Source organism: Burkholderia sp. 28_3, assembly GCF_003253915.1.
Classification (GTDB): domain Bacteria; phylum Pseudomonadota; class Gammaproteobacteria; order Burkholderiales; family Burkholderiaceae; genus Burkholderia; species Burkholderia cenocepacia.
In genome coordinates, this window is sequence record NZ_QKZF01000003.1 from 279312 (window position 1) to 292701 (window position 13390).

General features: G+C 69.0%; 10 protein-coding genes. 4 read left to right on the plus strand and 6 right to left on the minus strand.

Annotated features, from left to right (window positions below):
* Positions 1–57: 57 nt before the first annotated feature.
* The 5 genes from DFS13_RS09290 to DFS13_RS09310 all read right to left on the minus strand — a co-directional run bounded on the left by DFS13_RS09290 (position 58) and on the right by DFS13_RS09310 (position 5264).
* A complete protein-coding gene (locus DFS13_RS09290; protein WP_006497216.1) occupies positions 58–1023 on the minus strand; it encodes a bifunctional glyoxylate/hydroxypyruvate reductase B in 966 nt (321 codons plus the stop codon).
* A 4-nt stretch (positions 1024–1027) separates the two neighbouring features.
* Complete coding sequence (locus DFS13_RS09295; RefSeq protein ID WP_006493476.1) at positions 1028–2308, minus strand: MFS transporter; 1281 nt, start codon at positions 2306–2308, stop codon at positions 1028–1030.
* Positions 2309–2423: 115 nt separating this feature from the next.
* Positions 2424–3416: a sugar kinase gene (locus DFS13_RS09300; RefSeq protein WP_006491178.1), complete on the minus strand. Its 993-nt coding sequence runs from the start codon at positions 3414–3416 to the stop codon at positions 2424–2426.
* Between the two features lie 28 nt (positions 3417–3444).
* Positions 3445–4209, minus strand: a complete 765-nt coding sequence (locus tag DFS13_RS09305) for a sugar phosphate isomerase/epimerase (protein WP_034201740.1) — start codon at positions 4207–4209, stop codon at positions 3445–3447.
* A 161-nt stretch (positions 4210–4370) separates the two neighbouring features.
* Complete coding sequence (locus DFS13_RS09310) at positions 4371–5264, minus strand: LysR family transcriptional regulator (protein WP_006491186.1); 894 nt, start codon at positions 5262–5264, stop codon at positions 4371–4373.
* Positions 5265–5376: 112 nt separating this feature from the next.
* On the opposite strand from DFS13_RS09310, the gene DFS13_RS09315 reads away from it, so the two are divergent.
* Together DFS13_RS09315 and DFS13_RS09325 are read left to right on the plus strand one after the other, a co-directional pair.
* Entirely contained in the window at positions 5377–6453 is a 1077-nt protein-coding gene (locus DFS13_RS09315) for a YeiH family protein (RefSeq protein ID WP_012492639.1), read from the plus strand.
* 103 nt (positions 6454–6556) lie between these two features.
* A complete protein-coding gene (locus tag DFS13_RS09325; RefSeq protein ID WP_006491181.1) occupies positions 6557–8290 on the plus strand; it encodes a ClcB-like voltage-gated chloride channel protein in 1734 nt (577 codons plus the stop codon).
* Between the two features lie 36 nt (positions 8291–8326).
* Here DFS13_RS09325 and DFS13_RS09330 read toward each other — a convergent pair whose 3' ends face one another.
* Positions 8327–8947, minus strand: coding sequence for a TetR/AcrR family transcriptional regulator (locus DFS13_RS09330; protein ID WP_006491184.1), 621 nt, complete (start codon positions 8945–8947; stop codon positions 8327–8329).
* Positions 8948–9136: 189 nt separating this feature from the next.
* Here DFS13_RS09330 and DFS13_RS09335 point away from each other — a divergent pair, with 189 nt between their 5' ends.
* Both DFS13_RS09335 and DFS13_RS09340 read left to right on the plus strand, forming a co-directional pair.
* The gene (locus DFS13_RS09335; RefSeq protein WP_111441666.1) at positions 9137–10246 is read left to right on the plus strand and encodes an efflux RND transporter periplasmic adaptor subunit; all 1110 of its coding nucleotides are present in this window, start codon (positions 9137–9139) and stop codon (positions 10244–10246) included.
* Entirely contained in the window at positions 10243–13389 is a 3147-nt protein-coding gene (locus DFS13_RS09340) for an efflux RND transporter permease subunit (RefSeq protein WP_006489712.1), read from the plus strand. Before DFS13_RS09335 ends, DFS13_RS09340 begins: the two co-directional genes overlap by 4 nt.
* The last annotated feature ends 1 nt before the right edge of the window (position 13390 follow it).

Here is a 13390-nt window from a genome sequence, read left to right on the forward strand (position 1 = left end):
GCCCTCCGGCACCAAGATCATCGACTCTAACGGCGCCGGCCCGTTGCCGGACGCGGTTCAGGCGTGCGCCAGCGCATCCGGATTGACGAGATTCGTGCGCAGCGTGCCGGCCAGCGCGCCGACCAGGTTTTCCGCGGCGCAGCGCGCCATCGCATGGCGCGTCTCGTGCGTCGCCGAGCCGATATGCGGCAGCGCGACGACGTTCTTCATCTGCAGCAACGGCGAATCGGCCGGCAGCGGCTCCTTCTCGAACACGTCGAGCCCCGCGGCGCGGATCGTCCCCGCGCGCAGCGCGTCGACCAGCGCGGCTTCGTCGACGACGGGCCCGCGCGACGCGTTGATCAGGATCGCGCTGCGCTTCATCTTCGCGAATTCGGGTGCGCCGATCAGGTGGCGCGTATCGGGCGACAGCGGCACCTGCAGGCACACGAAATCCGACTGCGCGAGCAGCGCGTCGAGCGTCACGCGCCGTGCGCCGTACTGCGTCTCCGCCTCGGCATGCGCGGACCGGTTCGCGTACAGCACCTGCATCCGGAAGCCGAGCGCCGCGCGGCGCGCGACCGCGCCGCCGATCCGCCCGAGCCCGACGATGCCGAGCGTCTTGCCCTGCACGTCGGTGCCGTACAGGTCCGGGCCGATGCTGCGGTGCCAGTGGCCGGCCTTCACCCACTCGGCCAGCTCGACCACGCGCCGGGCGGAGGCGAGGATCAGCGAGAACACCGTATCGGCCGTGGATTCGGTCAGCACGTCCGGCGTATGCGCGAGCACGATGCCGCGACGTGTGAAATCGGCGACGTCGAAGTTGTCGTAGCCGACCGAGATGGTCGACCACGCCTTCAGCCGCGGCGCGCGATCGAGCATCTGCGGCGTGACCTTCAGGCTCGCGCCGATCGCGCCGTCCGCGTCGCCGAGCGCGGCGGCGAGCGCGTCGGCGCCGTCGGCCTGCACGACGTCCGCATGCTCGCGCAGGTACGCGAGAACGTCATCGGGCAGCGGCTTGTACGCGACGATACGGGGCTTCATCGTTTCATTTTCCTTGCAGCGGCGCGGCGAGCGGATGCGCATCGCGCGCCTGGGGTTTGACGGACAGCGTGAGGATCACCGCGGCGACGAGCGCGGCGCTCATGAATGCGTACGACGCGACGGGCGACCCGGTCGCACCGTTCAGGTAGCCGACGAAGTACGAGCCGACGAACGAGCCGAGCGCACCCATGCTGTTGATCAGCGCCATCGCGCCGCCGGCGACGTTCTTCGGCAGCAGTTCCGGCACGATCGCGAAGAACGGGCCGTACGGCGCATACATCGCGGCGCCCGCGACGACCAGCAGCGCATACGAGATCCAGAAATGCGACGAGCCGAGCGCGTACGACGCGGCGAACGCGGCCGCGCCGACCAGCAGGAACGGCCACACGAAACCGCGGCGCGAGCCGACCTTGTCGGACGCCCACGACGCGGCGAGCATCGCGATCGTCGCCGCGAGGTACGGCAGCGCGGACAGCCAGCCGGTCGCGACCATCCCGAGGTCGGAACCGTTCTTCACGATCGACGGCAGCCACAGCACGAAGCCGTACACGCCGATGCTCCAGCAGAAATATTGCGCGCACAGCTTGATCACGGCCGGCGAACGGAACGCCTCGCCATAGTTGCGCACCGGCTTGATCGCCGCCTGCTCGGCCGCGAGCGCGGCGTCGAGGTCGCGCTTTTCCTGCGCGCTGAGCCACGGCGAATCGGCCGGCTTGTCCTGCACGAGGCACCACCAGCACACGGCCCAGATGACGGCCGGCACGCCTTCGGCGATGAACATGTGACGCCAGCCGAACTCGTGCACGAGATAACCCGACACGATCGACATCCACAGCACGGTGACCGGGTTACCGAGGATCAGGAACGTGTTCGCCCGCGAGCGCTCGTTCTTCGTGAACCAGTTGCTGATGTAGATCAGCATCGCCGGCATCACGGCCGCCTCGACGACGCCGAGCACGAAGCGGATCGCCATCAGCGACGGGATGTTGCTGACCACGCCGGTCAGGGCCGCGCACGCGCCCCACAGCACGAGGCTGACGAACACGAGCTTCTTCACGCTGCGGCGTTCCGCGTAGATCGCGCCGGGAATCTGGAAGAAGAAGTAGCCGAGGAAGAACAGCGCGCCGATCAGCGACGACAGGCCCTTGCTGATCCCGAGATCCTGGTTGATGCCGGCCGCCGCCGCGAACCCGTAGTTCGCGCGGTCGAGGTAAGCGAGGCTGTACGTGATGAAGACGATCGGCATGATCGTCCACCACCGGCGCGCTGCGAGATTGGCTGCCATGAGAGTGTCTCCGTATATGGACCGGAGTGGGCGCACTGGCGCCGGCCCGGCCTCGAACAAAATGACTGTGCGTCGCGCACGAAATGGATCCGCGGATTGTGCCGTGTCCGGCCTCTCATTGCGCGGTGACGGTTTCCTCTAAGCGATCGGCGCGATTGCTGACGTTTTCGAGCCGGTCGAGCGCGTCGCGCGTCGGCAGTCCTTCCGAATCGCCGATCACCTGGATCGCGAGCGCGCCGATCCGGTTGCCCCGTGCGACCGCCTGCTCGATGCCGCGCCCTTCGAGCAGCGCGCTGACCACGCCGACCGCGAAGCCGTCGCCGGCGCCGACCGTATCGACGACCCGCTCGACGCGCTCGCCGGCGACCGTGCCCTCGCGGCCGTCGGCCGTGCGGAAATACGCGCCCTGCTCGCCGAGCTTGATCACGACGCCGCGCGCGCCCTGCGCGAGATAGAAGCCCGCGATGTCGGCCGGCGTGTCGTGGCCGGTGAGTTGCCGCCCTTCGGCGAGGCCCGGCAGCACCCAGTCGGCGAGCGTCGCGAGCGCGTTCAGCGTCTTCGCCATCACGTCGGCGGACGGCCACAGCGTCGGGCGCAGGTTCGGGTCGAACGAAATCGTCTTGCCGGCCGCCCGCATCTCGCGCGCGAGCTGGAACGCGAGTTCGCACGAGGTCGCGGAGATCGCCGGCGCGACGCCCGTCAGATGCAGGTGGCGCGCGCCGAGCACGTAGTCGGCCACGTAGTCGTCGCACGACAGGTGGCTCGCCGCCGAGCCCTTGCGGAAGTATTCGACGGTCGGGTCGCTGCCGTCGTCGTTGCGCGACTTCAGCTGGAAACCGGTCGGGTAACGCGGGTCGACGGTCACGCACGACGCGTCGATGCCCTCGCGCGCCAGCGTGTCGAGCACGTAGCGGCCGAACGAATCGCGGCCGACCCGGCTCATCCAGCCGACCCGGAAGCCGAGCCGCGACAGGCCGATCGCGACATTCAGGTCGGCGCCGGCGATCCGCTTCGCGAATTGCCCGGCGTGCGCGAGGTGGCCCGGCTCCGTCGCGACGAACATCGCCATCGCTTCGCCGTAGGTCACGACATCGAGTGCTGCTTTCATGACTGAACTCCTCAGGATCCTGCTGCCGTCACGCGGTCGCGAGCCACGCGACGCGCCGGCAGGCATCGCCGGCCAGGTCGGCCGCGTCGAACGGAAACTCGATGCCGCGCGGCGCATGCTGCGGCAGCGCCGCGAGCACGCCGGTCACGAGCGGATCGTTCGGCGCCGGCGCGGCGGCGAAACGACGCGCGCCCTCGCCTTCGATGGCCTTGCAATGAATGTATTCCACATGCGGCGCGAGCACCTGCGCGCAGTCGAGCGGCGCTTCGCCGCGCCACTGCCAGTTGCCGATGTCGAACGTCATGCCGAGCGCGTCGGGCATGCCGGCGTCGGCCAGCGCGTCGAACAGCCCGCGGAACTGCGCGAACGCGCCGCCGACCTCGAGCTGGCCGTTCTCGACCACCACGCGGGCCCGCGCGCCGCGCGACAGCGCGACGATTTCGGCCGCGTGCGCGTCGCCGGCGAAGCCGCCGAGCTGGAATTTGACGAAGCGCGCGCCGAGCGCGTCGGCTTGCGCGAGCGCGTCGCGCAATGCGTCTGCGTCGAGCGCACCGGTGTCCGTATACAGCGCGTCCGGTGTCGAATAGACCGACCACAGCCCGTGGCCGCTGATCAGCGCGCCGAGCGCGGCCAGCGCGCCGGGCGCCGTGTCGTCGTCCGACGCGAACAGTTCACGCCGCACCTCGAAACCGGTCGCACCGGATGCCGCCACGGTCGCGATGAATGCACTGTGGCTCTCCTGGCGCACCCGGTCCATCCCGAATGCGCTCGCCACGATCACGATGTCTGCCATTTTGCCCTTTTTAAACCGGAATGGAACCGGTTCCATTTGCTTGAGACGGATGGTGCGCTTCGCGTCAGGCCCACGCCATAGAGGAAATCCCTAAGACCGCGCACCGCGCGAATCCGCGCCGCACGGCGCGCAACGCCCGTTCCCGGCGCGGCGTCGGCCGTCTACGCGAGATCCTGCGCGAGACTCATTTCGAGGAATTGCGCGGCGACCCGCGACGGGGCGCCGCCATGCGGCACGAGAATGGAGAAATGCCGCGTGAGCGGCGCGGGCGCGAGCGAGCGCAGCACGAGCGCCGCATCCTGGTGACGCAGCGACATCGCGGACACGAAGCCGACGCCCATCCCCGCGCGCACGGCCTCCTTCACGGCCTCGACCCCGGCGATCTCGAACGCGACGCGCATCGGCGCGCCGCCATGCGCGAACGCGCGCTCGACGAGTTGCCGCACCGCGGAGCCCGCCTCGCGCAGCACGAGCGGATGCGCGGCCAGCGCGTCGAGCGTCACGCCCGCGTCGTAGCCGGACGCCGCGAGCGGATGGCCGGCCGGCACGATCGCGACGATCTCGTCCTCGTGCCACGCGTGCACGGCGGTGCCCGGCGGCAGCGCCTCGCCGGGCGGCCCTTCGATCAGCGCGATGTCGAGCGACGGCAGCGCCGCGACCACGTCGGCCGTATTGCCGCTCATCGTCTGGATCGACACGCGCGGCGCGCGCGGCTGGAACGCCGCGATCAGGTACGGCAGCAGATAGCTCGCGGGCGTCGTGCTCGCGCCGATCCGCAGCGTGCCGGCTTCCAGTCCGCGCACCGCATCGCGAAACGCACGCGCCTGCGCGAACGTGTCGCGCTGCGCCTTCGCGTACTGCGCGAGTTGCTCGCCGACCGGCGTCAGGCGGATGCCGCGGCCGTCGCGCTGGTACAGCGGCTCGCCGAATTCGTCCTGCAGCAGCCGCAACTGGCCCGACACGGCCGGCTGCGACAGGTGCAGCGCCACGGCGGCGTGGCTGATGTTCAGATGCTCGGCGACGGCGGCGAACGTTATCAGTTGATCCGGGGTCATGGGGATAAATTATCGGCTTTCCGGATAGTTTACGTCACAAATCACAATTTTTCATATCGATATAACAAAATTAGGATTGCAGCATCGCAACACGCTCCATCACGGTGCTTCCATGTCCACTGCTCCGACTCCCCATCTCAGCCATGCCGCGCCGTCGATGCGCGGCCAGTTGAACGGCGTGCTGTTCGTCGCGCTGTTCGCCGCCGCCATCACGAGCCTGTCCCAGCTTCCCGCGATCGCGGGACTCGGCCTGTCGCCGCTCATCGTCGGCATCGTCGCCGGTGCGCTGTACGGCAACGGCCTGCGCGACGGCATGCCGGCCAGCTGGGCGGCCGGCGTCAATTTCTCCGCACGCAAGCTGCTGCGCATCGCGGTCGCGTTCTTCGGCTTGCGCGTGAGCCTGCAGGAAATCGCGCAGGTCGGGCTGCCGGGCCTCACGGTCTCGGTGCTGGTCGTCGTCAGCACGCTCGTGATCGGCACCTGGGCCGGCATGAAGCTGATGAAGCTCGACCGCGACGCCGCGCTGCTGACCGCCGCCGGCAGCGCGATCTGCGGCGCGGCCGCCGTGCTCGCGTTCGAGTCGACGCTGCAGTCGAAGCCGCACCAGAGCGCGATGGCCGTAGGCAGCGTCGTGCTGTTCGGCACGCTGTCGATGTTCCTGTATCCGCTCGCCTATCACGCCGGGCTGCTGAACCTCGATCCGGCCGGCCTCGGCCTGTTCTTCGGCGGCACGATCCACGAAGTCGCGCAGGTGGTCGGCGCGGCGAGCGACATCAGCCCGGAGGTCGCGCACGTCGCGACGATCGTGAAGATGACGCGCGTGATGCTGCTGGTCCCGGTGCTGCTCGCGCTCGGCTGGTGGCTCGCCCGCTCGGCCCGCGCGGGTCACGACGCGGCCGGCGGCGCGCAAGGCAAGCGCAAGGTGGCGGTGCCGTGGTTCGCGCTCGGCTTCCTCGGCTTCGTGATCGTCAATTCGCTGAACGTGCTGCCCACGGACGTCACGCATACGCTGAACGTGCTCGACACCTTCGCGCTCACGATGGCCATGACCGCGCTCGGCATCGAGACCCGCGTCGCGCAGATCCGCGCGGCCGGCCCGCGGGCGCTGATGACCGGCCTGATCCTGTACGTGTGGCTGATCGCCGGCGGCTACGGGATCACCTGGGCCGTGCAGCACTGGCTTGGCTGAGCCGCATGTCCGTGACGGTTCGCGCGCCGCGCCCGCCGGGGAGGTCCCGCGGGCGCGGCGCAGTGCTATGCTTCGCGTCGTTTTCCATCGCCCCCTTTCAGCCGTGCTCTCGTTCCTGCTGAAGCTGCGCACTCGCGCCCAAACGCTGTTCCGCCTGTCGGACGCCCATACGATGCTGATCTGGTCGGCCATCGTCGGCGTCGGCGGCGCCTTTGCCACGATGGCGTTCCGCGAAGGCATCGACCTGATGCAGCGCCTGATCTCGGGGCACAGCGGCAGCTTCGTGCAGATGGCGAAGAGCCTGCCGTGGTACGTGCGGTTCTGGATGCCGGCCGCGGGCGGTTTCCTCGCCGGCTGCGTGCTACTGCTTGCGACGCGCGGCGACAAGCAGGCCGCCAAGACCGACTACATGGAATCGGTCGCGCTCGGCAACGGCGTCGTGCCGGTGCGGCAGAGCCTGTGGCGCAGCGTGTCGTCGCTGCTGACGATCGGCAGCGGCGGCTCGATCGGCCGCGAAGGCCCGATGGTGCAGCTCGCGGCGCTCGCCGCGTCGCTCGTCGGCCGCTTCGCGCACTTCGACCCGCCGCGCCTGCGCCTGCTGGTCGCGTGCGGCGCGGCGGCCGGTATCACGTCCGCGTACAACGCGCCGATCGCCGGCGCCTTTTTCGTGTCGGAGATCGTGCTCGGCACGATCGCGATGGAAAGCTTCGGGCCGATGGTGGTCGCGTCGGTCGTCGCGAACATCGTGATGCGCGAATTCGCCGGCTACCGGCCACCGTACGAAATGCCGGTGTTTCCGGCCGTGACCGGCCCCGAGGTGCTGCTGTTCGTCGTGCTCGGCGCGCTGTGCGGGGTGCTCGCGCCGCAGTTCCTGCACCTGCTCGACGCGTCGAAGACGCAGTTCAAGCGGCTGCCGGTGCCGTTGCCCGTGCGGCTCGCGCTCGGCGGCCTCGTCGTCGGGGTGATCTCGGTGTGGATTCCGGACGTGTGGGGCAACGGCTACAGCGTCGTGAACCACATCCTCCATGCGCCGTGGACCTGGCAAGCGCTCGTCGCGGTCCTCGTGTTCAAGGTGATCGCGACCGCCGCGACCGCCGGCTCCGGCGCGATCGGCGGCGTGTTCACGCCGACGCTGTTCGTCGGCGCCGTGTTCGGCTCGCTATTCGGGCTCGCGATGGACGCGCTGTGGCCCGGCCATACGTCCGCGTATTTCGCGTACGCGATCGTCGGGATGGGCGCGTTCATGGCGGGCGCCACGCAGGCGCCGCTGATGGCGATCCTGATGATCTTCGAGATGACGCTGAGCTATCAGGTCGTGCTGCCGCTGCTGGTGTCGTGCGTGTTCGCGTATTTCGTCGCGCGCGCGACCGGCACGACGTCGATGTACGAAATCACGCAGCACCACTACCAGGACGCGCAGGAGCGACAGCGGCTGCGCACCACGCAGATGCGCGAGCTGATCCAGCCCGCGCAGACGGTCGTGCCGCTCACCGCGAGCGTCGCCGACATGACCCGCGTGTTTCTCGAATATCCGGTGAAGTACCTGTACGTGACCGACGACGCCGGGCGCTTCCGCGGCGCGGTCGCGCTGAAGGACATCACGTCGGACCTGCTCGACAAGCGCGACACGACCGACAAGACGGCCGCGCACTACGCGCACACGCCGTTTCCGCTGCTCACGCCGGACATGCCGCTCGCGACCGCGCTCGAACGCTTCATGGCGTTCCAGGGCGAACGCCTGCCGGTGATCGAAAGCGAAGCCGAGCCGACGCTCGCGGGCGTCGTCTACAAGACGTCGCTGCTCGACGCGTACCGGCGGATGACCGGCGAACGCTGACGCGCGCCGCCAAACCGCCCGCCCCGCCCGCGCCGGTCAGTCCGGCGCACGCCCCAGCACGACCCGTGCGAAGAACCCCGCGAGCACCGATTCGGCCACGTCGGCCGACACGTGCTGCGGATCGGCCGTGTAATACGACTGCACGCCGTCGCACAGGCACATCAACCCGAACGCGAGCGTGTCGGCCGGCAACAGCAGCGGCGTACCCGCGCGCTCGGCGAAGCGCTGGATGAATTCGGCCATCTGCACGCGCTTGCCGTGCAGGAACTGGTTGAAGCGCACGCGGAACTTCGCGTCGCGCGCCGCCTGCAGCTTCGCCTCGCCCCACAGCAGCGAGTACTCGTCGTCGCGAAACAGCGTCCGGTAATACGCGAGCGCCATCGATTCCATCTGCTCGCGCGTGCCGCCGCCTTCGAAAATCACCTCGAAGTCGGCCCGCACCGCCGCGTGATCGCGCTCCAGCAGCTCCAGCAACAAATCGGACTTGCTGCGGAAGTTCGAGTAGAACGCGCCACGCGTATAGCCGGCCGCCGCGGCAATGTCCTCGACGCTCGCGGCCACATAGCCTTTCTTCATAAAGATGCGATGCGCGGCTTTCAGCAGACGTTCGCGCGTCTGGTCCCTGCTCTGCTCACGAGTTAAGCGCTGTGGTTTCATGGCGCGCAGTCTAGCATCCTTTCCCTTTCGGATTCATTTTTGCATTCAGATACAGGTATGTATTAGAATCCGCCACAGTTTCTCAAAATGTTGTCCGTCTGTCCGCGTGCGCCGATGCCGGCGCCGTTCTGGGGCAAGCGCCCGCCGCGCTTGCCGGCCTCGTTCCGCTCCACCTCACCTGGGGGTTTCGTGAATCGCTCCGGTTCCCGCGCCGCGCTGCTGATCGGCGCCGCGCTCGTCCTTGCCGCCTGTCATCCAAAAGAATCCGCGCCGCCCGCCCCGCGCCCCGTCGTCGCGCTGCCCGCGCGGGCCGACACCGCCGCGGCCGCGCGCACGTTGCCCGGCGACATCCAGCCGCGCTACGCGACTCCGCTGTCGTTCCGCATCGCCGGCAAGATCATCGAGCGCCGGGTGCGGCTCGGCGATACGGTGAAAGTCGGCCAGGTCGTCGCGCTGCTCGATCCGTCCGACGTCGAGAAGAACGCCGCGAGTGCGCAGGCGCAACTCGATGCCGCGACGCACAGCCTCGCGTTCGCGAAGCAGCAGCTCGACCGCGATCGCGCGCAGGCCCGCGAAAACCTGATCGCGACCGCGCAGCTCGAACAGACGCAGAACAGCTACACGTCGGCGCTCGCGCAGCGCGACCAGGCGCAGCAGCAGCTCGCGCTCGCGAAGAACCAGCTCCGCTACGCGACGCTCGTCGCCGACCATGCGGGCACCATCACCGCCGAACAGGCCGATACCGGCCAGAACGTGTCGGCGGGCCAGCCGGTCTACCAGCTCGCGTGGTCGGGCGACGTCGATGTGGTCAGCGACGTGCCCGAAGCCGCGCTCGCGTCGCTCGCACCCGGCCACACGGCCAGCGTCACGCTGCCGTCGCTGCCGGGCCGCCAGTTCGCCGCGAAGGTGCGCGAAATCGCGCCGGCCGCCGATCCGCAAAGCCGCACCTACCGCGTGAAGCTCACGCTCGCCGCGACCGATCCGGCGATCCGGCTCGGGATGACCGCGGACGTCGCGTTCGACGGCGCACCGGTCGCCAGCGACGCGCAGCCGATCACGCTGCCCGCGACCGCGCTGTTCCACGACGGCGCGCAACCGGCCGTGTGGGTCGTACGCACGAAGGACGACACGCTCGAGTTGCGCCGCGTCGACGTCGCGCGCTTCAACGAGCGCACCGTTACCGTGTCGCATGGGCTGCAGCCGGGCGAGCGCGTCGTGCTGCAGGGCGTGCATACGGTCAGCGCGGGCGAGAAGGTGCGCGCGATCGCGCCGCTGCATCCGGAGGACTTCGCATCGTGAGCGTCTCCCACGAAGAAGGCCGCTTCAACCTGTCCGCATGGGCGCTGCGCCACCAGGCGCTGGTCGTCTACCTGATCGCGCTCGCGACGCTCGCGGGCATCCTCGCCTATACGCGGCTCGCGCAATCCGAAGACCCGCCGTTCACGTTCCGCGTGATGGTGATCCGGACCTTCTGGCCCGGCGCGAGCGCGCGGCAGGTGCAGGAACAGGTGACCGACCGGATCGGCCGCAAGCTGCAGGAAACGCCGGCCATCGACTTCCTGCGCAGCTATTCGCGTCCCGGCGAATCGCTGATTTTCTTCACGATGAAGGACTCGGCGCCCGTGAAGGACGTGCCCGACACCTGGTACCAGATCCGCAAGAAGGTGGGCGACATCGGCTACACGCTGCCGCCCGGCGTGCAGGGCCCGTTCTTCAACGACGAATTCGGCGACGTCTACACCAACATCTGGACGCTCGAGGGCGACGGCTTCACGCCCGCGCAACTGCACGACTACGCGGACCAGTTGCGCACCGTGCTGCTGCGCGTGCCGGGCGTCGGCAAGGTCGACTATTTCGGCGACCCCGACCAGCGGATCTTCATCGAGGTCAACAACGCGCAGCTCACGCGCCTCGGCATCTCGCCGCAGCAGCTCGGGCAGGCGATCAACGCGCAGAACGACATCTCGTCGACCGGCGTGCTGACGACCGCCGACGATCGCGTGTTCGTGCGGCCGAGCGGCCAGTTCGACAACGTCGCCGCGATCGCCGACACGCTGATCCGCATCAACGGCCGCACGTTCCGGCTCGGCGATCTCGCGACCGTGAAACGCGGCTACGACGATCCGCAGGTTACACAGATGCGAACCAACGGCCATGCCGTGCTCGGCATCGGCGTGACGATGCAGCCGGGCGGCGACGTGATCCGGCTCGGCAAGGCGCTCGACGCCGAATCGAAGGACTTGCAGGCTCAACTGCCGGCCGGCCTGAAGCTGACGCTGGTGTCGAGCATGCCGCACGCGGTCGCGCATTCGGTCGACGACTTCCTCGAAGCCGTCGCCGAAGCGGTCGCGATCGTGCTGGTGGTGAGCCTCGTGTCGCTCGGGCTGCGTACCGGGATGGTCGTCGTGATCTCGATTCCGGTCGTGCTCGCGGTCACCGCGCTGTTCATGTACCTGTTCGACATCGGGTTGCACAAGGTGTCGCTCGGCACGCTCGTGCTGGCGCTCGGACTGCTCGTCGACGACGCGATCATCGCGGTCGAGATGATGGCCGTGAAGCTCGAACAGGGCTACAGCCGCGCGCGCGCCGCCGCGTTCGCGTACACCAGCACCGCGTTCCCGATGCTGACGGGCACGCTCGTCACGGTGTCGGGCTTCCTGCCGATCGCGCTCGCGAAATCGAGCACCGGCGAATACACGCGCTCGATCTTCGAGGTGTCGGCGATCGCGCTGATCGCATCGTGGTTCGCGGCCGTCGTGCTGATCCCGCTGCTGGGCTATCACATGCTGCCCGAGCGCAAGCGCCACGCGCACGAGGCGCACCTGCCCGACGATCACGAGCACGACATCTACGACACCCGCTTCTACCGGCGGCTGCGCGGCTGGATCGACTGGTGCATCGAGCGGCGCTTCGTCGTGCTGCTGATCACGGGCGCGCTGTTCGTCGCCGCGCTGATGGGCTTCTCGCTGGTGCCGCAGCAGTTCTTCCCGAGCTCCGACCGGCCCGAGCTGCTGGTCGACCTGCGGCTGCCCGAAGGTGCGTCGTTCGCGGCGACGCTGCGCGAGACGGAGCGCCTGGAAAAAGTGATCGACAAGCGTCCCGAGATCGACCATGCGGTGAACTTCGTCGGCAGCGGCGCGCCGCGCTTCTACCTGCCGCTCGACCAGCAGTTGCAACTGCCGAACTTCGCGCAGTTCGTGATCACCGCGAAATCGGTCGAGGATCGCGAGAAGCTCGCGACCTGGCTCGAAACCACGCTGCGCGACACGTTCCCGGCCGTGCGCTGGCGCCTGTCGCGGCTCGAGAACGGCCCGCCGGTCGGCTATCCGGTGCAGTTCCGCGTGAGCGGCGACAGCATCGCGACGGTCCGCTCGATCGCCGAGAAGGTCGCGGCGACGATGCGCGGCGATGCGCGCACGGTCAACGTGCAGTTCGACTGGGACGAACCGGCCGAACGCTCGGTGCGCTTCGCGCTCGACCAGAAGAAGGCGCGCGAGCTGAACGTCACGTCGCAGGACGTGTCGAGCTTCCTCGCGATGACGCTGTCCGGCACGACGGTCACGCAGTATCGCGAGCGCGACAAGCTGATCGCCGTCGACCTGCGCGCGCCGCGGGCCGACCGCGTCGATCCGGCGAAACTCGCGGGCCTCGCGCTGCCGACGCCGAACGGCCCCGTGCCGCTCGGCTCGCTCGGCCGCTTCACGCCGACGCTCGAATACGGCGTCGTGTGGGAGCGCGACCGCCAGCCGACCATCACCGTGCAGTCGGACGTGCGCGCCGGCGCGCAGGGCATCGACGTCACGCATGCGGTCGACGCGAAGCTGAATGCGCTGCGCGCGCAGTTGCCGGTCGGCTATCAGATCAACATCGGCGGCTCGGTCGAGGAAAGCGCGAAGGCGCAGAAGTCGATCAACGCGCAGATGCCGCTGATGGCGATCGCCGTGTTCACGCTGCTGATGATCCAGCTGCAGAGCTTCTCGCGCGTGCTGATGGTCGTGCTGACCGCGCCGCTCGGGCTGATCGGCGTGGTCGCGACGCTGCTGCTGTTCGGCCAGCCGTTCGGCTTCGTCGCGATGCTCGGCGTGATCGCGATGTTCGGGATCATCATGCGCAACTCGGTGATCCTGGTCGACCAGATCGAGCAGGACATCGCGGTCGGCCACGGTCGCGTCGACGCGATCATCGGCGCGACCGTGCGGCGCTTCCGGCCGATCACGCTCACGGCCGCGGCCGCGGTGCTCGCGCTGATCCCGCTGCTGCGCTCGAACTTCTTCGGGCCGATGGCGACCGCGCTGATGGGCGGCATCACGAGCGCGACCGTGCTGACACTGTTCTACCTGCCTGCGCTGTACGCGACGTGGTTCCGCGTGAAGCGCGACGAACGCGACCCGCAGGACGGCCCGCCGCCAGGTGGCACGCCTGCCGCGCCGTCGGGAGCCTGAC